This window comes from Acinetobacter sp. ANC 3929 (genome assembly GCF_000369405.1).
Taxonomy (GTDB): Bacteria; Pseudomonadota; Gammaproteobacteria; order Pseudomonadales; family Moraxellaceae; genus Acinetobacter.
This window is the reverse complement of record NZ_KB849994.1, coordinates 244,423-245,081: the sequence shown is the minus strand read 5'-3', so window position 1 is coordinate 245,081 and position 659 is coordinate 244,423. Positions and strand designations below refer to the sequence as shown.

Here is a 659-nt window from a genome sequence, read left to right as displayed (position 1 = left end):
TCGCCAGTAGTAATACTGTCGAACTTCGCATCTTTCAATAATTCGATCTTGATACCATCTTCGGTGGTACGGGTAATCACGTTCTCACCGCTGGTTTTGTCTTCTGCCGTTGCAGCATTAGCACCACCCACGATGTTTAACTTATCACCCAACTTACGATGAACATCTTTACCTGCATTGCCCGCAAAGTTCAGACCTTTATTTTCCAGCTCGGTCTTGGTGTTGTTGATCGTGTTGTTTAACTCAGTCTTGGTATCTGTAATCTGATTAGTTAACTGATCTTTAGTATTCGTGATCTGGTTACCCAAGTCTTTTTTCGCATCGTCTAACTTGTTATTGGTATCGGTGATCTTGCCATCTAAACCATCTTTAACATTGGTTAACTGATCAACATTGACTGCATCTTTACCATCTTTACCATCTGCAACATTGCTGATGACTTTATTACCTGCATTGATGCCATCTTTGGTAATACTTGGGCCATCTTTAATGGTTAAGCCATTGTTGTTTAATACGCTGTCACCAGTGGTAATACTGTCGAACTTCGCATCTTTTAACAATTCAATCTTGATACCATCTTCGGTGGTACGGGTAATCACGTTCTCACCGCTGGTCTTGTCTTCTGCTGTCGCAGCATCAGCACCACCCACGATGTTTAA

At 41.7% G+C, this 659-nt stretch carries 1 pseudogene; it reads right to left on the bottom strand.

The window, feature by feature from the left end:
* Positions 1-659: pseudogene (locus F909_RS21475) on the bottom strand (cell surface protein); the annotation flags it as partial.